The sequence below is a fragment of the Actinocorallia herbida genome (assembly GCF_003751225.1).
Lineage (GTDB): Bacteria > Actinomycetota > Actinomycetes > Streptosporangiales > Streptosporangiaceae > Actinocorallia > Actinocorallia herbida.
The window spans coordinates 8522141-8540429 of sequence record NZ_RJKE01000001.1 but is presented as its reverse complement, the minus strand read 5'-3'; the positions used below and the strand labels follow the sequence as shown (position 1 = coordinate 8540429).

The following is an 18289-nucleotide window of genomic DNA, read 5'->3' as shown; positions in this document are numbered from 1 at the left end:
GCCGGGCAGGGGAGTGCACGTGGAGACCACCGACGGGAGGAGAGGATCATGAGCGGCGGAAGACTCGACGGGACACGCGTGCTGGCGATCGTCACCAACTACGGGGTCGAGCAGGACGAGCTGATCGTCCCGGTGGAGCGGCTGCGCGAGGACGGGGCGGACGTGGAGATCGCGGCGCCGACGCGGGAACCGGTCCGGACGCTCGTGGGCGATGAGAAGCCGGGCGAGGTCGTGGACCCGACGGAGACGCTCGGCGAGGTGGACCCGGCCCGGTACGACCTGCTGCTGATCCCCGGAGGGGCGCTCAACGCCGACCACCTGCGGATGAACGACGACGCGCTGGAGATCATCAAGGACTTCGCGTCGTCCGGGCGTCCGGTGGCGGCCATCTGCCATGCGCCCTGGACCCTGGCCGAGGCCGGCGTCGTCCAAGGCAAGAACCTCACCTCTTATGCCTCGCTCCGGACCGACCTGCGCAATGCGGGGGCGTCCTGGGAGGACAGCGCGCAGGTGACCGACACCAACGGCTACACCCTCATCACCTCGCGGACGCCCGCGGACCTCGACCCGTTCGTCGAGGCGATCGAAAGAGAGCTGACTCCCGCCTAGTGCGCCGGGGCCTCGCCCGCGGAGATGGACTCCAGGGTGCGGCCCTTGGTCTCGGCGAGGCGGCGGCGGACGAAGACGAAGGACACGGCGGCGAACGCCGCGTACAGGAGGTAGGTGGCCGGAAGGCTCCACGCGCTGAGGCTGGGGAAGGTGAGCGTGACGAGCCAGTTGGTGAGCCACTGGGTGGCGGTGGCGACGCCCATGGCCGCGGCGCGGATGCGCAGCGGGAACATCTCGCCGAGGAGCACCCACACGATCGCGCCCCAGGACAGCGCGTAGAAGAGGACGAAGACGCTCGCGCCGATGAGGGCGGTGAGGCCCCAGCCGAAGGGGAGCACACCGTGCGAGGTGTGCGCGAAGGAATAGGCGGTCACCGCCAGGGCGACGGCCATGCCCGCGGAACCCGTCATCAGCAGGGGCCGCCGGCCCAGGCGGTCGACCAGGGAGATGGCGACGAACGTGCCGATGAGGTTGATGACCGACGTGAAGAGGCTGAGCAGGAGCGAACTGCTCTGCTGGACGCCGACGGACTGCCAGAGCGTCGAGGAGTAGTAGAAGATCACGTTGATGCCGCACAGCTGCTGGAACGCGCACAGGCCGAGGCCCGTCCAGACGATCGGCAGGAGCAGGCGCGGTCCGCGCAGGTCGGCGAAGCGCGCCTTGCGCTCGCTGCCGAGGCTCGCGCGGATCTGGGCGATGCGGTCGGAGGTGGCACCGCCCTCGATCCTGGTGAGGACGTCGCGGGCCTCGGCGTCCCGCCCGGTGCGCACGAGGTGGCGGGGCGATTCGGGCATGACCGCGGCGAGCAGGAAGTAGACCGCGGCGGGCAGCAGGTTCACGGCGAACATCCACTGCCAGGTGTGCAGCGGGCCGAGCGTCCCCGCGGAGCCGCCGCCCGCCGCGGCGAGCAGGTAGTTGACGAGCTGGGACACCACGATCCCGATCACGATCGCGAGCTGCTGGAGCGACGCGAGCCGCCCGCGGTAGGCGGCGGGTGAGATCTCGGCGATGTAAGTGGGCGCGATGACCGAGGCCATTCCGATGGCGACGCCCGCGGCCATCCGCCAGAACGCCAGGTCCCAGACGGTGAACGGCAGCGCCGAGCCCACGGCGGTGACCGCGAACAGGACCGCCGCGACGCGCTGGGCGCCGAGCCTGCCGAGCCGGTCGGCGATCCGGCCGCCGACGGCCGCGCCGATCGCCGCGCCGGGCAGGTCGGCGGCCACGACGAAACCCGTGACCGCCGGGTTCGTCGGGAACTCGGCCTCGATGCCGTCGATGGCGCCGTTGATGACGGCGCTGTCGTAGCCGAAGAGGAATCCACCCATGGCGGCCGCCGCCGCGTACGCGGTGACGCGCAGGAGATGGGGATCCGGCATGGGTGCTCTTTCGTCGGGGTCAGGCGATGGAGGCGCCGCCGTCTACGTTGAGGGCCAGACCGGTGACGTAGGAGGACAGCGGGGAGCAGAGCCAGAGAGCGGCCTGGGCTTGCTCCTCCGGCGTGGCGAGGCGGCCCATGGGGATGGTCTCGATGAGCTCTCGGGCGCCTTCCGGGTCGGCGGCCATCTGGCGTTCGACGGCGGGGGTGAGGGTGCGGCCGGGGCTGAGCGCGTTGACGCGGATGCCGTCGCGGGCGTAGGCGAGCGCGGCGCCCATGGTGAGGCCGAGGACGCCGGATTTGGCGGCGACCCACGGCGACAGCCCGCCGAGCACGTTGAGCCGGGGTGAGGCCGCGGTGTTGACGATCGAGCCGCCGCCGCCCTGCTTGCGCATCTGCTCGACCTCGTGGGTGAGCGCGGACCGGACCCCTTCGAGGCCGACGCCCATCACCCGGGCCCAGTCCGAGGGGCCCGAGTCGGCGCCGGGCGCGGCGGGGGAGCCGAGTCCTGCGTTGTTCACCGCCCAGTCGAGCCGCCCGTAGTGGTCGATGACCGAGGCGACCAGCAGTTTCAGGTCCTCGTTCACCGCGGCGTTCGCGGCGACGAACACCGCGGTGCCGCCCGCCTCCTGGATGAGCGAGACGGTCCGGCGTCCCTCGACGTCGTCGATGTCGCCGACGATGACCCGGCCGCCTTCGGCCGCGAAGGCGAGCGCCATCGCCCGTCCGATGCCGCGCGCGGCGCCCGTGATGAGCCCGGCCCTGCCTTCCAGCACGCCCCGCGTTCCGCTCACCCGTTCTCCTCCCGCGCTCTCCGGAGTCGTCGCCGATCGGTGTCCGGGGAAAACGCGGCGCGCGGCCAACGGGTGGCAAACGATCGCGCCCGCCCGGCCCCCGCGCGGACGGGCGCGGGCTCAGGTGAGGGCCGCGACCCCGGGCCCGGTGAGGTCGGCCAGCGCCGCGCGGCGGCCGGAGACGAGCAGCAGGAGCGAGGCGATGGGCCCAGCGGCCTCGGCGCCCTCGCCGGCCGTCCAGGGCAGGTCGGTGGCCACGAGGCGGACTCCTGCGAGGCGCTTTCGCGCGTGGAAGGGTGCGCCCATGGCGTAGACGAGGTCGGCGCAGTGGCGGGCGGCCTCAAGGGGCATGTCGCGGGTGACCCCGAGGGGGCGGGCTATGTCCTGCCCGTGGACGAGGACGTCCAGGAGGGCGTAAGACAGCTTCTGGCCTGGGGCGAGACGCCGGGAGCCGGCGGAGGCGCGCACGATCGCGGTGAGCTCTCCGACGGGCCGGCGCGCGTCGCGGCGGGCCGTCGTGTCGACGAAGCGGTCGAAGTCGCCGCGGGCGCGGAGGAGGCCGAGCACGGCAGGGCCGAGCCGGATGGTCGGCCCCGCGCCCACGTGCGCGGCGACCTCGCGGACGGTCCAGCCCGCGCACAGGGACGGGGTCGCCCACTGCGCGGGGGTGAGGGTGTCGAGGAGCGCGGCGAGGGAGGCGCGTTCGGCGTCGATGGTCCGCCAGATCGCCGCCTCGCTCATCCCGTTGCTCTGGCTTGTTCCGGTTTGCTGGCCCATGTCCGCTCCCGTCCGGCACGGGCCGCTAGGGTGACCCGTAACTAGTCAGTCTCTCTGTCCGACTCCTTCGCCAAATTAGGCAGAGAGGCTGACCATCGTCAAGGAGGTGCGCCGGTGTCCGACGAACTCGGTCTGGGAGTGCTGCTGTTCATCCCGTACCGCGAGATGGAACGCCGGGTCTTCGCCGCGCTGGCCGAAGCGGGCCACACCCTGACCCCCGCGCAGGCCCGGCTGCTCGCCCGGATCGACCCGGGCGGTTCCCGCGCCGTCGACCTCGCCGAGTCCGCCCAGGTGACGAAGCAGACCGCGGCCTATCTCGTCGACCAGCTCGAACGCGCCGGCTATGTCGAGCGGGTCCCCGACCCCACCGACGGAAGGGCCCGCCTGATCCGGCTCACCCCGCTGGCCGAATCGGCCCGCCCCGTCGCCGACGCCGCCACCGCCGCCGTCGAAGCCGAATGGCTCGCCCACCTGGGCCCCCGCCGCCTGGCCGCCCTCCGCGCCACCCTCACCCGCCTCCGTGAGATCACGGACCCGTTCCTCGACCACTGACCCCGCTCACCCGTGCACCGGGCGGGCCACTCGTCCGCGGCCGACCTCGGGGTCAGGTCCGGTGGTGGCGGCCTTTGGGCTGGAGGTCCTCGTAGACGATGGTGCCGAGAGCGGTGAGGACGCCCAGAGCGGTCGTGGTGAGCGCGGCGGTACCGGCGAGCGCCCAGGGAGTGGCGGTGAGGGAGTCGAAGAGGGCGGTCAGCATTTCGGGGTCTCGATCCGGGCCTGGGCCGTGAGGGCTTCGGTGAGGGCCTCGAAGGTGTCCTCGACGAGCGTCATGGCGAGCCCCGCGCCGAGTTCCTCGGCGGTGAGGTGGGAGTGGTTCCTGCGGGTCGCCATGAAGAGCCTGCCCGCGGCGGTGGGCCGGATCAGCCACTCGGGGTGGCTTGCGCGGAGAGCCGTGAGATCGGGTGTCATGCCTGGTCCTTTGCGGTTTGCGGCCGAATTCGGTGACGAGGCTGACACGGCGGGGTTACCGTCGGCTACGAACCAGCGGACCCCCAATTTTTCGCGGAGAGCTACCTCAGGACTACCCGGTGGACTACCTCTCGGCGACAAAACGGGCGGATATCCCGGGCCGCCGACGAAAGGGTGAACATCGAGACGGTCACGGAGGACGACCATTTTGCAAGAGAAGTCCGATTAGAAAGTCGGGCTTATCGGGAGATGGTGATTTTTCGGGTGACACCCCGGTGACACCCAGCCGACACCCGCGCGGCACCCACCGGGCACCCCGGAACCCCGCGCACGAACCGGAGGGAAGGCGTGTGACGACCGAGAAAAATCTTGAGGTTCCGTCGCTCCATCGCTTGTTCGTCAAGGAGATGCGGGTTCGCAGGGAGGCCGCCGGGCTCTCCCGGAACAGGCTCGCCGAAGCACTCGGCTGCTCACCGCAGTGGCTCGCCAAGGTCGAGACCTACGCGAAAGCCCCCTCCGTCGGCCTGGCCGACGACCTCGATGCTTTCTTCACCACTGGCGGCACCTTCCGCCGGACCTGGGACGAACTGGACGATGAACGCAAGCGTGGTCTGGTCCCCAGCGGCTTCCGCCCGCTCATCGAGATCGAGAAGACGGCGACGGGAATCCTCGCCTTCGAGCCCATGCTCATGACCGGCCTGATGCAGACCGAGGATTTGGCGCGCCTCCTCCACCTGCACGGTGAAGGCCCCGAGAAGGTGGAGGAATTCGTCAGGATCCGCATGGAGCGTCAGCGCCTCTTCGACAAGCCTGATGCCCCGTGGTTCTTTCTCCTTATGCGTGAGGCAGCCCTCCGCGACCTTCCGGGGCACCTCCGCCAGAAGCAGTGCCAGCAGCTGTTGAGGCGGCTGGAGCACCCCAAGATCTCCATCCAGATCATTCCCGCTGAGGAGCTCTCCTTCATCGGAGCGGGGTTCATGGTGCTTTCGTTCGCCGAGGCCGAGGACCTGGCCTACGTGGAAGCCGCCAAAGGTCTCGGCCGAATAGTGGAAGATGCCGAGGCGGTGAAACGGCTCGGAGTAACCTTCAACCTGCTCAGAAGCTCGGCCCTGTCCGTGCGTGAATCTGAGCGCATGATCCGAGCATTCGCGGAGGCGGAGTGAAGAACAGTGAGAGCCCGAACCTGCGTTGGCGCAAGAGCAACCACAGCAGCGGCTCCGGAGATAACTGCGTCGAGCTCGCCGACCTCGCAGGGGCGGTGGGCGTCCGCGATTCCAAGAACCCGCAGGGCGACCCGCTCGTCCTGGCCCGGCCCGTCTTCGTGCACCTCGCCCGGAGCCTCCGCATCCGCTGACCTGCGGAAGGCTGGAAGCATCCCCGCTCACCCGTGCATGAGATAGAGCAGTTCGTTCGCGGGTGTGGCCTCGGGCGTCAGCGCGAGGAGGGAGTGGATGACGGAGGCGAGTGCCTTCTTGAGGCCGTGCTCGTCGTGCCTTACGCCGTGCGTGTGGGCGGCAGTCAGGAGGGCCGCCGCGAGCACCCGGCGGTGCGTGTCGACGCGGTCGATGCCGGACGGCTCCAGGCAGGCCAGCTTCTCCGCCGAGACGAGGAAGGGGATCTCGCGTTGGGCGTCGCTCACGCCGTACGGTTCCTCGGTCTCGATCAGTCCCCGCAGCAGGGACCAGGGGTCGGCGGTCGGCGGCCCCGCCGGGCGGATCTCGGACCAGTCGCGCCGAAGCGACTCGCTCGCCCCTTGCCCGCCCAGAGGGTACAGGAGGGTGTAGGCGCATGCGTGTAGGTCGATCAGCAGGTCGTGACCGAGGCCCGGGTACGACCGCACGAGCTTGCGGGTTCTGTTGAGGGCCTCTGCCACGGGGAAGAAGGGCGACGGGTCCGGGAAGGAGGGTTCGATGACGGGCCATGCGGTGATGTCCAGTTGCGCGTGATCCGGTGGGATGAGGCCCGCGCCCGGGAGACGGTGGTTCAGGTCCTCGCACGCTTTCAGGAGCACGTCGACCGCCTGCGCGGAGTTCGGTCGGCCGCCCTTGGGGATCCACGTGATGGTCCAGTGCTCGTCGCTCATGTAGTAGGGGGACCCCAGCCTGTGGCGGGTTTCCACGGCGGCCTGCATGAGCTGGTGGAACCTCTGCGTGCTCGATGCGAACGAGTCGTCGGGGAAGTCGTACGAGTCGACGGGGAAGGAGATGGACCGGCACAGGACGTTCACCCGTTCCCACAGGATCGGCAGCCCGCCGGACTGATAGACCCCGGACTCGACGGCGGCCGCGAGGGTGGCGGCGGCCTCCAGCGCCGTGACGATCATCCAGGCGGCCGATCCCCGGCCGTGCCTCGCGTGGACCTCGCCGTATTCGAGGAGCCGCCGAAGCGCCGGAACCTTGGATCCAGGGCCGAGGAGGTGCTGGAAGTCGCGGAACGGGCTGAGCTCCCTGGAGAGCAGCCCCGGGAATTCGGCGAGGCGTGTTCTGCTCGGTGTGTAAGGCCACGGGGTCTTGTCGGGGCGGAGGAGGACGAGGCCGCCGCCGGAGGTGGAGGCCCAGCGGGTGTGGCGGGGCGGGGAGGAGAGGGCGGCGAAGCCGGGGCCGGTGAGGGTCTGCGGGGAGGGCGGGCGGTAGGTGGTGCCGTCGTCGAACAGGGAGTTCAGCCAGTCGAGGAAGGCGGCGGTCTCGTGGGCGGTCGGGTGGGCGTGGCCCGCGCCGGGGTCCTGGGCGGGCCGGTGTACGGGATGCGGAGACCGGGCGTTGCGGAAGCGCTGCCACAGGTCCTCGGTGACGGGGCGGGGGTGGAGCTTGACGTCGCCTTCGAGGAGGACGACGTCCTGGAGGGCGCGGGAGGCGTAGACGGCGTCGATGAGGCGGCGGTGCTCGGGGGTCAGGTCGCCCTCTTGGTTCAGTAGCGCGAGAAGGCGGGCGCGCACCACGGGGTCGACCTGGCGGGCCTCGTCGAGACAGTCGAAGGCCAGGGTGAGCGCGCGGACGGAGCCCGATTCGAGACAGGCCTCCACGACGGGGGTCGCGTCGCTCCTGCTGGCCCACAGGAGGGCCGTCTCGCGGAGCCACGGGTCGTCCACGCCGTCCGTCAGCATCGGGAGCAGGTGGCCGTGCTCGCGGAGGTGAGCGGCGGCGAGGTACTCCTGGAGGGTCAGGTGGGCGAAGGCGTAGGAGCCCTCTTCGTGCTGCACCAGTAGGCCGTTGCGGGTGAGCTCGGTGAGGAACCGCGCCGAGATCCCGCGCCGGTCGCTCACCTGGGCGAGGGGCCCGGTGACGACCTCGGCGGCGATCCCGGTCGGGATGTCGCGCCGCCCTTCCCGCATCATGTGGAAGGCGAGGTGCGCCGCGACGGTCTCCTTCTGCGCGCCGGAGAGGCCGATCGGGTCATCCAGGTGCTTGCTCTCCTGCCTGCGGTGCAGCAGGACGTCGCACATCTCCGCGTAGAGCGCGGCCCGGGTCCCGGGTAGCGAGCCCCGGTACTGGTGCACGTGGGCGATCATGGTGAGGAGCAGGGGGTTGGCGGTGAGGTCGTAGAGCGCGATCTTCCGCTGCAGCTGGGCGATCAGGTTGTCGGCCTTGCCGTCGGCGGCCTCGCGCACCGCCCGGCCGCCGCTGCCGCGCGCCCGCCGCTCGGTCGCGCGGTACCAGGAGTGCAGGAACCGGGAGACCTGGTCGCCGGTGAACCGCTGGACCTGGAGCACCTCGGCGTTCGGCAGCGGGTCGCCGACGTAGCCGTGCGGCCGCGAGGTGACGACGAACGTGTTGCCGGGGTAGCGGCGGATCTGGTCGTCGACCCAGGCGACGACCCGGCTCCGGTCGCCCGCGTCGGCGACCTCGTCGAGGCCGTCGAGCAGGACGACGCACCGGCCGCGGGCGAGCCTCCGTTCCAGCCAGGAGGCGGGCACCGCGCCGCGCAGCCAGGGCGCCCCGGCCGCGATGTCGGGAAGGCCCGGCGCGTCCTCGGCGAGGATCGCCGCGGCGTGGCCGCGCAGGTACAGCAGCACCGGGATACGGAAGAACGGCAGCAGGCGCGATCTTCCGGACATCACCCGGGCGGTGTGCCGTACCAGGGTCGTCTTGCCGGAGCCGGGGGCGCCGAGCACCGCGTAGACCGCGCCGGCCGCCGCGAGGAAGTCCGACAGCGGCCTGCGGCCCGGTGCGGCGAGCCGCAGCCCGGTGCGCTCCTCGGGCGGGGTGGCCGGGCGCTGGCCGTGCCGTAGAGCCACGTCGACGTACACCTGCCGCATGCGCAGCACGTAGTCGCCGGGCGTGGCGAGCCCGGAGGTCTCCATGTCGCGGACCGAGGCGCGGAGCTGGCGCAGGTAGCGTCCGCGGACCGTCCCGGCGGGGTGGACGCTGCTGCCGGTGGCGACCGCGGCGGCCTCGCCGAGGAGCAGGGTGAGGAAGGCCGCGGCCATGGCGGGATAGGCCCAGTTCCAGGCGAAGCCCTTGTCGGTGAGGATCTGGTTGGCCGCGACCGAGGTGGCGACGGCCGAGGCCGCGCCGAAGAACGTCCGGAGCGTCCAGCTCACCAGTCGCCACATGTGCGCCAAGCCCGTCCGTGAGAACCGCCACGTCGCAGATGTGACGGCCGGGAAGGCGCCGCGGTTGCGGGGGTCGCGGGACGGACGGGCCGATATCGCCATTTGCGTCGAAGGCGGATAACGCGGACTCCGTCGCGTGCCCTCCTGTCGTCAGCGCAGGGCGGCGACGCGGGCGGCGAGGGCCTGGTTCATGGCGGTGAACTGGGGCGGGGTGTTCGCGCGGAGGGTGGGCCGGAAGAAGGGGACGGCCGCGCCGCGGAACTCCTCGCTCTGGCGGAGCCGGACCCGGCCGCCGCCCAGGTCCTCGATGACGAAGCGGTGCTCGCCGTCGAAGAGGAGGCCGTTCGAAGATGGCTCTGGCCGCCGAATTACGCAACGGTCGTAGCGAAAAAGGTCAGCGGGACGCGAGGGTGCGGGTGAGGGCGAGGAGGTCTTCGTCGGTTGAAGGCTGGGAGATGAGGGTGAGGCCCAGGGGGAGGTCGTCGAAGGTGGCGAGGGGAAGGGTGACGGCGGGGGCGGCGGCCAGGGAGGCCAGGCAGGTGTAGGGGAGGAGCTTGGCGCGCGGGAACTCCTCGCCGAGGAAGGGCGGCGTGAAGGGGGCGGTGGGGACGGCCAGGACGCTGCCGCGGAGGCGGGTGCGGAGGGTGGCGGCGGCGTGGTCGGCCTTCTCGCGGGCCGGGGCCAGGTCGTGGTCGGTGAGCCGTGACGCGTACGTGAAGCGGGCGGCGACGGACGGGCCGAAGGCCGGGGTGGTGGACTCGACCCAGGGGCCGAGCAGCCGCCACGCCTCGTGGCCCTGGACCGTGGTGAAGGCCGCCACCGCGTCGTGCCAGTGCGACGGGCGCTTGAACAGCGGGGTGCGGTCGGCCTTGAGCAGTTCGCGCAGCCTGCCGAGGACGGGTTCGTACGCGGCCCGGACGGGTGCGGGCACCTCCGCCCACAGGTCGTCGGGCAGGAGCAGCCACTCCAGCGCGCACGTCTGCTGGGCGGGCGGGTCGAGGAGGGCCGACGCGACGCGCGCCAAGACGACCGCGTCCCTTGCGAGCACAGCGGGGACGTCGAAGGTGGGCGCCAGAGGCAGCACACCGGTGGCGGGCACGCGCGCGTGCGAAGGCCGCAGCGCGTACAGGCCGGTGAAGGCCGCAGGGACCCGGATGGACCCCGCCGTGTCCGTCCCCAGCCCGACGTCGGCGGCCCCGGACGCGACGGCCGAAGCACACCCGCTGGAGGAGCCGCCCGTGTACCGGCCGGGAGCCAATGGATTGCGGGGCGAGCCGTAGTGGATGTTCGTTCCGGCGAGGCTGTAAGCCAGCTCGTCCATATGGGCCTTGCCCACGAGGGACGCCCCTGCCCGGCGGAGCCGGGTGACGACCTCGGCGTCCTCGGTGGGCGTCGCGTGCTCGGCGAGCCAGACCGGATTGCCCGCGCCCGTGGGCCAGCCCGCGACGTCGATGTTGTCCTTGACCGCGACGCGCACGCCGTCCAGGGGTCCCCCGGAAGGGGCGGGCGGGTCGAGCGGGCCGTCTTCGATCCAGGGGACCAGCGGGTCGATCTCCTCCATCCCCCCTTCTTACCGCCCCGGCCGTGCCCCGTACGCCCAAGGGACGGCAACGATGCGTGTCCCTGCGGGCCGGCGGGGCACGCCGCGGGTAATCTGCCGCGCGCGTCGAGGCGGAGCCGAGGAGGGCCAGTGCGTGCTGTGACGTGGTGCGGAACGCTTGTGGTGTCCGGCGGGATGCTGGTCGGGGCCGCGCCCGCGGTGGCGACGGGCTCCCCGGCGCTCGCCGTCCGGATCGACACGTGGGGTGACGCGCGGCCGGGCGGGCGGCTCGACTTCCTCGTCACCGCGGCGAACCAGGGCGCGAGCGCGACGCGCAAGGTGCGCCTCGACGTCGCGGTCCCCAGGGGCATCGACGTCATCGGGCTGCCCGACGGCTGCCGCGAGCGCAGGCGGCTGATCCGGTGCCGGCTCGGGGTGCTCGCGCCCAAGGCGATCCGCAAGGTGACCGTCTCCGGGATCGTCAGGCCGACGGCCAGGGGCGCCCAGACCGTGGTCGCGGAGGCGGACGGCGCGAGCGCGCGCACGAGCGTCAGGGTGAAGCCGGGCACGGACCTCGCGGTGCGCCTGCGCACCCCGCAGGGCACCGACGGCTCCTTCGCCTTCGCAGCGCGCGCGCTCAACCAGGGCAAGAGGTCCGCGCGCAAGGTGAGCGTGACGGTCGCCGTGCGCGGCGCCCGGTTCACCAGGGTTCCCGCGGGCTGCATGTCCAGCGCGCACCGGGTGACGTGCGACGCGGCGGCGCTGGACCCCGGCGCGATGGTGCGCTTCGCCTTCCGGGCCAAGGCGGAGCCGGGCCGCAAGGCCGCCGAGGTCTTCGCGACGGTCGGCGCGGCGCACATCGGGGAGACGCGACCGGCCGACAACGGCGCGTTCACCTCCGTCCCAGTCGTCCGATTCGCACAGGATTAGCGGTTTCTCACGGATTCTGACCAAGATCATGCGCTAGGGTGCTGGGACTCCGAAGTCAACAGCAGGGGAGCTTTACCGTGCCGCGCGTCGCCGGAAGCATCCTGGTCGCCACCGCCCTTGTCGCCGGGACCGTTCTGACCGGATCTGTCGCGTACGCCGCGCCGGTGGCACCGCCCAACACCGTTCCCGGCCTGGACGTCAGCTACTGGCAGGGCCCGAACGTCGACTGGAAGAAGATCGCCGACAACGGGGCCAAGTTCGCCATCATCCGGGCGACCCGCGGCACGTCGAGCACCGACAACGCCACCCCGTACGTCGACCCCTACTTCGCGCGGAACGCCGCGGAGGCCCGCAAGTACGGCATCATCCAGGGCGCCTACCACTTCGCCGGCCCCGACAAGTCGTCCGGCGCGACCCAGGCGAACTTCCTCGTCGACAACGGCGGCGGCTGGCAGCCCGACGGCATGTCGCTGCCCGGCGCGCTCGACATGGAGAGCGACCCGTACTCGACGCTGCCGAAGCAGGACGGCGTCCGGGTCGACTGCTACAACCTGACGGCCCCGCAGATGATCGCGTGGATCAAGGACTTCTCCACCACGTACTTCAAGCGCACGGGCCGCTACCCGATGATCTACTCCAACCAGAACTGGTGGAAGAACTGCACGAGTTCGCCCGCCGAGCCGACCGGCACCGCCGCGTTCGACCTGACGAACCCGCTGTGGGTCGCCAACTACAAGGACCCGGTGAAGAACCCGGCCCCGGCCATGATGGGCGGGTTCACCAAGTACACGTTCTGGCAGTTCTGGAACGGCAACGACAAGCCGCTGTTCCCCGGTGACCAGAACCTCTTCCCCGGCACCCTCGCCCAGCTCCGCGCGTTCGCCAAGAAGGCCGACAAGCCGGTCGCCAACGTGGGCGTCAAGGTCACCAAGAACGGCAAGTACCGCGTCGGCAAGAAGGCGTCCTTCAAGGTCGAGGTCACCAACAAGGGCCCCGACGCCAGCGGCACCACCCGCGTGTACGTGAAGTTCCCCGCCAAGAAGCTCAAGCTCCGCAGCTTCCCCAAGGCGTGCACCAAGGCCTCCTACGGCCTCAAGTGCGTCTATCCGAACATTCCCGCCAAGGGCGCCAAGACCTTCAAGGTCTGGTTCACCGTCACCAAGCAGCTCAAGGCGGGCAGCAAGCCCACCGTCACCCTGGGCCTCCAGACCCCCGGCATCCTCGACCCGGGCAAGCCCAACAACACCTCCAAGACCACGCTCCCGATCACCCGCTGAGGGGTCGGGGCCGGGCCGTTCGAGCCCGGGCAGGGCGGCGGCGGCGCTAGGGTAAGACGGCCCCCGTCCGCCCTGTGAGAGGTCTGCTGATCATGGCTGATTCCTTCGTTCACCTGCATGTTCATACCGAGTACTCGATGCTCGACGGTGCGGCGAAGGTCGGGAAGCTGACGGACCGGGCGGCCGAGCTCGGCATGCCCGCGATCGCGATGAGCGACCACGGGAACCTGCACGGGGCGTACGAGTTCCACAAGAAGGCCAAGGGCTCCGGGGTCAAGCCGATCATCGGCATCGAGGGCTATGTGAGCCCCGAGTCCCGGTTCCACAAGCAGCCGGTGTTCTGGGGCGAGCCGCACCAGCGGAAGTCGAACGACCAGACGGGGCTCGGCGGCGACGTGTCGGCGTCCGGCACGTACCTGCACAAGACGATGTGGGCCTACACCGCGCAGGGGCTGCGCAACCTCTTCCGGATCTCCTCGCTGGCCAACTTCGAGGGCCGGATGAAGAAGTACCCCCGGATGGACGACGAGCTGTTCGACCTCTACCACGAGGGGATCATCGCGACCACGGGCTGCCCGTCGGGGGCCGTCCAGACGCGGCTGCGGCTCGGCCAGTACGACAAGGCGCTCGAGCACGCGGCGAAGTACCAGGACATCTTCGGCAAGGAGAACTACTTCCTCGAGCTGATGGACCACGGCGGCATCTCGATCGAGCGGGGCGTCCGCGACGACCTGCTCAGGCTCGGCAAGCAGCTGGGCATCCCGCCGCTGGTGACGAACGACTCCCACTACGTCACCGAGGACCAGGCGACCGCCCACGACGCCCTCCTGTGCGTCGGCACGAACTCCCTGATCAGCGCGCCGGACCGGTTCCGGTTCTCCGGCGGCGGCTACTACGTGCGCTCCGCCGACGAGATGCGCGGCATCAACCCGACCTCGGACGTCTGGCAGGACGGCTGCAAGAACACCCTGCTCATCGCCGAGCGGGTCGAGTCCTACGACGACGTCTTCGCCTTCCGCGACCTGTACGCCAAGTTCCCGGTCCCCGAGGGCGAGACCGAGATGAGCTGGCTGCGCAAGGAGTCGCACCGGGGCGCGGCCGAGCGGTACGGCGAGCCGGTCCCCGCGCACATCACCGAGCGGATCGAGTACGAGCTCGGCGTCATCGAGAACATGGGCTTCCCCGGCTACTTCCTCGTGGTCGCCGACATCTGCCGGTACGCCCGCGACAACGGCATCTGGGTCGGCCCCGGACGAGGCTCGGCGACGGGTTCGATGGTGGCCTACGTCACCCGGATCACCGAGCTCGACCCGATCGAGCACTCCCTGCTGTTCGAGCGGTTCCTGAACCCCGAGCGCATCTCCCCTCCCGACGTCGACCTGGACTTCGACGAGCGTCGGCGCGGCGACATGATCCGGTACGTCACCGAGCGGTACGGCGAGGAGAACGTCGCGCTGATCGTGACGTTCATGACGATCAAGTCCAAGCAGGCCGTCAAGGACTCCGCCCGAGTGCTCGGCTACCCCTTCGCGGTGGGCGAGAAGATCACCAAGGCGTTCCCGCCCGCGGTGATGGGCAAGGAGATCCCTCTGACGGGAGTCTTCGACCCCAAGCACGACAGGTACGCCGAGGCGTCGGAGCTGCGGTCCCTGTACGAGGACGACCAGGACGTCAAGCGGGTCATGGACACCGCGCTCGGCCTGGAGGGCCTGACCAGGACCACCGGCGTGCACGCCGCGGGCGTCATCATCTCCTCGCAGCCCCTCGTGGACGTCATGCCGGTCGTCATGCGCCCCGACGACGGCGCCCGCATCACCGGCTTCGACGGGCCGTCCAGCGAGAACATGGGCGCCCTGAAGATGGACTTCCTGGGCCTGCGCAACCTCACCGTCCTCGGCGACGCGGTCGAGAACATCAAGAAGAACCGCGGCGTCGACATCGACATGCTCAACCTGGGGCTGGACGACAAGACCACCTACGAGCTGCTCGCCCGCGGCGAGACCCTCGGCGTGTTCCAGCTCGACTCCTCGATGATGCGCGACCTGACGAAGCTGATCGCCCCGGCCCGGTTCGAGGACATCTCGTCGGTGCTGGCGCTGGGCCGGCCGGGTCCGATGGGCGCGAACGCGCACGTGAACTACGCGCTGCGCAAGGCCGGGCAGCAGGACATCGTGCCGATCCACCCGGGTCTCAAGGACGCGCTCGAGCCGATCCTGGGGACCACCTACCACCTGGTCGTGTACCAGGAGCAGGTCATGGCCATCGCGCAGCAGCTCGCCGGCTACACCCTCGGCGGCGCCGACATCCTCCGGCGCGCGATGGGCAAGAAGAAGAAGGAGGAGATGGACAAGCAGTGGGCCACCTTCTCCTCCGGAATGGTCGACAACGGGTACACCGAGGAGATGGCGAAAGCCGTCTGGGACGTCCTCGAACCGTTCTCGTCCTACGGCTTCAACAAGTCCCACACCGCCGGATACGGGCTCGTCTCGTACTGGACCGCCTATCTGAAGGCGAACTATCCGGCCGAGTACATGGCGGCCCTGCTGACGTCCGTCGGCACCAACAAGGACCGCATGGCGATCTATCTCGCGGAATGCCGCCGGATGAAGCTGAAGGTGCTGCCGCCGGACGTCAACGAGTCGCTGCTGCGCTTCGCGGCCGTCGGCGACGACGTGCGGTTCGGGCTCGGCGCGGTCCAGAACGTCGGTGAGAACGCGATCAACGGGATCATCGCCGCGCGGACCGAGCAGGGCAGGTTCGCCGATTTCAACGACTTCCTCAAGAAGGTCCCGCAGATCGTCTGCAACAAGAGGACGATCGAATCCCTGATCAAGGCGGGCGCCTTCGACGACCTGGGCCACCCCAGGTTCGGCCTGATCCAGGTGCACGACACCGCGATCGACTCCGTCATCGACGTCAAGAAGAAGGAGGCGATGGGACAGGACTCCCTGTTCGGCGCCTTCGAGGACGCCGACGACGGATCCGCCGACGCCTTCACCGTCATCGTGCCCGACGTGGAATGGGACAAGAAGACCAAACTCGCCTTCGAGCGGGAGATGCTCGGCCTGTACGTGTCGGACCACCCGCTCAACGGGGCGGAACGGATCCTGGAGAAGAACCGGGATTACACGATCGTCCAGATCCTGGACGGCCAGGTCGACCACCGCGGCGAGTTCCGGATCGCCGGGATCATCTCGGGCGTCGACAAGAAGGTCACCAAGCAGGGCAACGTCTGGGCGATCCTCAAGATCGAGGACCACGACGGCTCGATCGAGGTGCCCTGCTTCCCGCAGACCTACCAGCTCTACGGGCCGAACCTCGCGCCCGACCTCGTCGTCTCGGTGACGGGCCGGATCAAGACCCGCGACAACGGCGAGGACGCGACGGTCTCGTTCACCGCGACGGGCATCGAGTTCCTCGACATCTCCACGGCCCGCGCCGACGGCAAGACCCCGATCGTCATCGGGCTGCGCGAGGAGCGGGTGAACCCCGACCTGATCGACGAGCTGAAGCGGATCCTGAAGGCGCACCCGGGCGGCAACCCCGTCCATCTGCGGCTGGAGATGCTGAACCGCAGGATCGTGATGATCAACCTGCCGGACTACGAGGTGACCCTGGAGTACGGGGCGTTCGCGGGCGACCTGAAGGTGCTGCTCGGGCCTACCGCACTCGTGGAGCAGTGACGCGGGGGCCGAGGGGGAAGGAGCGGACGTGGCGCCAGTCCTCGTCCCCTCCGTGCACGGACAGCTGGAAGGACGTGCACTCGAAGACCGCGTGGAAGTCGGCGAGTTCCTTGAACGCGCGGTCCAGGGCCTCCTCGTCGAGGTTGTGCGCGACCGTCACGTGCGGGTGGTAGGGGAAGAACAGCTCCCGCTCCAGCGGCGGGCGGCGGAGCTTCTCCTCCAGCAGTGAGCACGGGCCGATGCCCTCGGCCACCTGGAGGAACACCACGGGGGTCACCGGCCGGAACGTGCCGGTGCCGCGCAGCCGCACCCGGAACGGGTCGATCATGGTGGCGGCGCGGGCCAGGTGCGCGACGATCCCCGGCATCTCGCCGGCGCCGACCGGCGTCGGCGGGACCAGCGTGATGTGCGGCGGGACGAGCCGGGCGAGCGGGTCTCCGTAGGACTCCCTCGCCCGGATCAGCGTCTCCGAGTACGGCTCCGGGACCTCGATCGAGACCCCTATGACGGTGTCAGGCGCCACGCCTCAGCAGTCCCACCCGCTCGCGCACGACGCTCATCGTGCCGGCGGCGACCTCGGCGGCCCGGTCCGCGCCCTTCTCCAGGATGCGGTCGAGTTCGGCGGGGTCGGCCAGCAGTTCCAGCGTCCGGTCCCGGACGGGGGTGAACACGCCGAGGGCGGTCTCCGCGAGCTCCTTCTTGAGCTGGCCGTAGCCCTGGCCCTGGAAGTGGCTCTCCAGCTCGATGATCGGGGTGCCGGTGAGGGCGGACATGATCGTCAGCAGGTTGGAGACGCCCGGCTTGTTGTCCGGGTCGTAAGCGATCTCGGTGCCGGTGTCGGTGACCGCCCGCATGATCTTCTTGCGCATCGCGCCGGGCTCGTCGAGGACATTGATGATGCCCTGCGGCGAGGACGCCGACTTCGACATCTTCCGCTCCGGCTCCTGGAGATCGGTGATCTTCGCGGTGGCCTTGAGGATGTAGGCGTTGGGCTCCACGAACGTCTCGCCGAACCGGTGGTTGAACCGGCCCGCGAGGGTGCGGGTGAGCTCCAGGTGCTGGCGCTGGTCCTCGCCGACGGGGACCTGGAAGTCCTTCTCGCCGAGGTGCGGGGTGTACAGCAGGATGTCGGCGGCCTGGAGGATCGGGTAGGTGAAGAGCCCGACGCTCGCCGCGGACGTGCCCTCCTTGGCCGACTTGTCCTTGAACTGGGTCATCCGGGAGGCCTCGCCGAAGCCGGTCAGGCAGCTGAGGATCCACTGGAGCTCGGCGTGCTCGTAGACCTGGCTCTGCGCGAAGACCGTGGAGCGCTCGGGGTCGAGGCCGGCCGCGAACAGCTGCGCGGCCGAGGCGCGGGTGCGCCTGCGCAGCACCTCGGGGTCGTGCTCGACGGTGATCGCGTGCAGGTCGGCGAGGAAGTAGAACGCCTCGTGGGTGTCCTGGAGCGGAACCCACTGCCGCACCGCGCCGAGGAAGTTGCCGAGGTGGAACGACTCGGCCGTCGGCTGGATCCCGGACAGGACCCGGGGGCGCGTGTTCATGGTCATCCCTCTCTCTTCCCGAAGGGACGGCACCGCCGGTCCCGTATCCCCTGCCGCTTCGATTCTCCCAGACCGAACCGGCGGAGCGGCACCCGTTGATCCGGGGTCGTTCCGCGGACCGTGGCGGGTGATCTTTACGTGATCTCCCCGGGGCGGCCCGGGTAAACGGTGCGGTCCCGGACGGGCCCGCCGCGTTCGCGCCGGTCACCCCCGGTGCCGTCGGTGCGCCGGTATCGGGA

Annotated in this window: 16 protein-coding genes; 7 read left to right on the top strand and 9 right to left on the bottom strand. The window is 70.3% G+C overall.

The genetic code is table 11. The features are described 5' to 3' along the window. The first annotated feature begins 48 nt into the window (after nt 1-48). A complete protein-coding gene (locus EDD29_RS38720; protein ID WP_123669146.1) occupies nt 49-609 on the top strand; it encodes a type 1 glutamine amidotransferase domain-containing protein in 561 nt (186 codons plus the stop codon). Here EDD29_RS38720 and EDD29_RS38715 read toward each other — a convergent pair. From EDD29_RS38715 to EDD29_RS38705, 3 genes are all read right to left on the bottom strand, one after another. Further along, nucleotides 606-1988, bottom strand: a complete 1383-nt coding sequence (locus tag EDD29_RS38715) for a sugar porter family MFS transporter (RefSeq protein ID WP_123669145.1) — start codon at nt 1986-1988, stop codon at nt 606-608. The genes EDD29_RS38720 and EDD29_RS38715 overlap by 4 nt on opposite strands. A 19-nt stretch (nt 1989-2007) precedes the next feature. After that, the gene (locus EDD29_RS38710) at nt 2008-2781 is read right to left on the bottom strand and encodes an SDR family oxidoreductase (RefSeq protein WP_123669144.1); all 774 of its coding nucleotides are present in this window, start codon (nt 2779-2781) and stop codon (nt 2008-2010) included. A 120-nt stretch (nt 2782-2901) separates the two neighbouring features. Beyond that, the gene (locus EDD29_RS38705) at nt 2902-3558 is read right to left on the bottom strand and encodes a maleylpyruvate isomerase family mycothiol-dependent enzyme (RefSeq protein ID WP_211360144.1); all 657 of its coding nucleotides are present in this window, start codon (nt 3556-3558) and stop codon (nt 2902-2904) included. 114 nt (nt 3559-3672) lie between these two features. On the opposite strand from EDD29_RS38705, the gene EDD29_RS38700 reads away from it, so the two are divergent. Then, complete coding sequence (locus EDD29_RS38700) at nt 3673-4110, top strand: MarR family winged helix-turn-helix transcriptional regulator (RefSeq protein ID WP_246053228.1); 438 nt, start codon at nt 3673-3675, stop codon at nt 4108-4110. A gap of 52 nt (nt 4111-4162) precedes the next feature. On the opposite strand, the gene EDD29_RS46000 is transcribed toward EDD29_RS38700, so the two are convergent. Then, on the bottom strand, nt 4163-4315 hold the full coding sequence (locus EDD29_RS46000; RefSeq protein WP_170201742.1) for a hypothetical protein: 153 nt from the start codon (nt 4313-4315) through the stop codon (nt 4163-4165). After that, nucleotides 4309-4527 carry a 3'-5' exonuclease family protein gene (locus EDD29_RS38695; protein WP_123669142.1) on the bottom strand — a complete coding sequence of 73 codons (219 nt, stop codon included), beginning with the start codon at nt 4525-4527 and terminating at the stop codon, nt 4309-4311. Before EDD29_RS38695 ends, EDD29_RS46000 begins: the two co-directional genes overlap by 7 nt. 350 nt (nt 4528-4877) lie before the next feature. Between EDD29_RS38695 and EDD29_RS38690 the strand changes: the two genes are divergently transcribed. Together EDD29_RS38690 and EDD29_RS38685 are read left to right on the top strand one after the other, a co-directional pair. Beyond that, nucleotides 4878-5690, top strand: coding sequence for a helix-turn-helix domain-containing protein (locus tag EDD29_RS38690; protein ID WP_123669141.1), 813 nt, complete (start codon nt 4878-4880; stop codon nt 5688-5690). After that, on the top strand, nt 5687-5881 hold the full coding sequence (locus tag EDD29_RS38685) for a DUF397 domain-containing protein (protein WP_123669140.1): 195 nt from the start codon (nt 5687-5689) through the stop codon (nt 5879-5881). Before EDD29_RS38690 ends, EDD29_RS38685 begins: the two co-directional genes overlap by 4 nt. A gap of 27 nt (nt 5882-5908) precedes the next feature. Here the strand turns inward: EDD29_RS38685 and EDD29_RS38680 are convergent, their stop codons facing one another. Continuing rightward, nucleotides 5909-9067 carry an NACHT domain-containing protein gene (locus tag EDD29_RS38680; RefSeq protein ID WP_170201741.1) on the bottom strand — a complete coding sequence of 1053 codons (3159 nt, stop codon included), beginning with the start codon at nt 9065-9067 and terminating at the stop codon, nt 5909-5911. A 406-nt stretch (nt 9068-9473) separates the two neighbouring features. After that, a complete protein-coding gene (locus EDD29_RS38675; protein ID WP_123669138.1) occupies nt 9474-10640 on the bottom strand; it encodes an amidase family protein in 1167 nt (388 codons plus the stop codon). 129 nt (nt 10641-10769) lie between these two features. On the opposite strand from EDD29_RS38675, the gene EDD29_RS38670 reads away from it, so the two are divergent. The 3 genes from EDD29_RS38670 (at nt 10770) to dnaE (ending at nt 16509) form a co-directional block, all read left to right on the top strand. After that, nucleotides 10770-11549 carry a hypothetical protein gene (locus tag EDD29_RS38670; RefSeq protein ID WP_148086242.1) on the top strand — a complete coding sequence of 260 codons (780 nt, stop codon included), beginning with the start codon at nt 10770-10772 and terminating at the stop codon, nt 11547-11549. A gap of 77 nt (nt 11550-11626) precedes the next feature. Then, a complete protein-coding gene (locus tag EDD29_RS38665) occupies nt 11627-12826 on the top strand; it encodes a GH25 family lysozyme (protein WP_123669136.1) in 1200 nt (399 codons plus the stop codon). 92 nt (nt 12827-12918) lie between these two features. Then, the gene (gene dnaE / locus EDD29_RS38660; RefSeq protein ID WP_123669135.1) at nt 12919-16509 is read left to right on the top strand and encodes a DNA polymerase III subunit alpha; all 3591 of its coding nucleotides are present in this window, start codon (nt 12919-12921) and stop codon (nt 16507-16509) included. Here the strand turns inward: dnaE and EDD29_RS38655 are convergent. Both EDD29_RS38655 and trpS read right to left on the bottom strand, forming a co-directional pair. Then, nucleotides 16487-17032 carry a 2'-5' RNA ligase family protein gene (locus EDD29_RS38655; RefSeq protein ID WP_123669134.1) on the bottom strand — a complete coding sequence of 182 codons (546 nt, stop codon included), beginning with the start codon at nt 17030-17032 and terminating at the stop codon, nt 16487-16489. The two genes, dnaE and EDD29_RS38655, sit on opposite strands and share 23 nt — an antisense overlap. Next, entirely contained in the window at nt 17022-18056 is a 1035-nt protein-coding gene (gene trpS, locus EDD29_RS38650; protein ID WP_123669133.1) for a tryptophan--tRNA ligase, read from the bottom strand. The genes EDD29_RS38655 and trpS overlap by 11 nt, the downstream gene beginning before the upstream one ends. Between the last annotated feature and the right edge of the window lie 233 nt (nt 18057-18289).

What these genes read in the sequence shown, in the direction of transcription:
- EDD29_RS46000 (WP_170201742.1), bottom strand. Translation starts at nt 4,315, where the DNA reads ATGCTGACCGCCCTCTTCGACTCCCTCACCGCCACTCCCTGGGCGCTC.
- trpS (WP_123669133.1), bottom strand. Translation starts at nt 18,056, where the DNA reads ATGACCATGAACACGCGCCCCCGGGTCCTGTCCGGGATCCAGCCGACG.
- EDD29_RS38720 (WP_123669146.1), top strand. Translation starts at nt 49, where the DNA reads ATGAGCGGCGGAAGACTCGACGGGACACGCGTGCTGGCGATCGTCACC.
- EDD29_RS38675 (WP_123669138.1), bottom strand. Translation starts at nt 10,640, where the DNA reads ATGGAGGAGATCGACCCGCTGGTCCCCTGGATCGAAGACGGCCCGCTC.
- EDD29_RS38705 (WP_211360144.1), bottom strand. Translation starts at nt 3,558, where the DNA reads ATGGGCCAGCAAACCGGAACAAGCCAGAGCAACGGGATGAGCGAGGCG.
- EDD29_RS38695 (WP_123669142.1), bottom strand. Translation starts at nt 4,527, where the DNA reads ATGACACCCGATCTCACGGCTCTCCGCGCAAGCCACCCCGAGTGGCTG.
- EDD29_RS38715 (WP_123669145.1), bottom strand. Translation starts at nt 1,988, where the DNA reads ATGCCGGATCCCCATCTCCTGCGCGTCACCGCGTACGCGGCGGCGGCC.
- dnaE (WP_123669135.1), top strand. Translation starts at nt 12,919, where the DNA reads ATGGCTGATTCCTTCGTTCACCTGCATGTTCATACCGAGTACTCGATG.